The sequence below is a fragment of the Kibdelosporangium philippinense genome (assembly GCF_021390435.2).
Taxonomy (GTDB): domain Bacteria; phylum Actinomycetota; class Actinomycetes; order Mycobacteriales; family Pseudonocardiaceae; genus Kibdelosporangium; species Kibdelosporangium philippinense.
Window position 1 is genome coordinate 1 of sequence record NZ_JAJVCN010000015.1, and the last position, 381, is coordinate 381.

At 67.2% G+C, this 381-nt stretch carries 1 pseudogene; it reads left to right on the forward strand.

Annotated elements, in window-relative coordinates:
• Positions 1 to 381 (forward strand): annotated as a pseudogene (locus tag LWC34_RS56540) (IS1380 family transposase); the annotation flags it as partial.

A 381-nucleotide genomic window follows, 5' to 3' on the forward strand; every position in this document is an offset into this window, starting at 1 on the left:
TGTCGGATCTGGCCGGTGAGCTGGTCCGGCTGGGTGGTCCGGTCGGGGCGAACGCGGGCGCGAAGATCAGCACGATCGTGGCCGGGATGGCCGCGGGCGCGGACTCGATCAGTGATCTGGACCTGGTACGGCATGGCGGCATGGCGGGGTTGTTCACCGGGATCCGCGCACCGTCCACTGTGGGCACGTTTCTGCGCTGGTTCAGCATGGGTCATGTCGCTCAACTGGAGAAACTCTCCGCCCGGCTGCTGGCTCGTTTGGCGGAGCTGACGCCGCTGCTGGCGGGGGCCGACCGGTTGGGGTTGCTGGATCTGGACTCGAAAATCAGTCAGGTCTACGGGCGGGGCAAAGACGGGGCCGCGTTCGGCTATACCGGGGTGT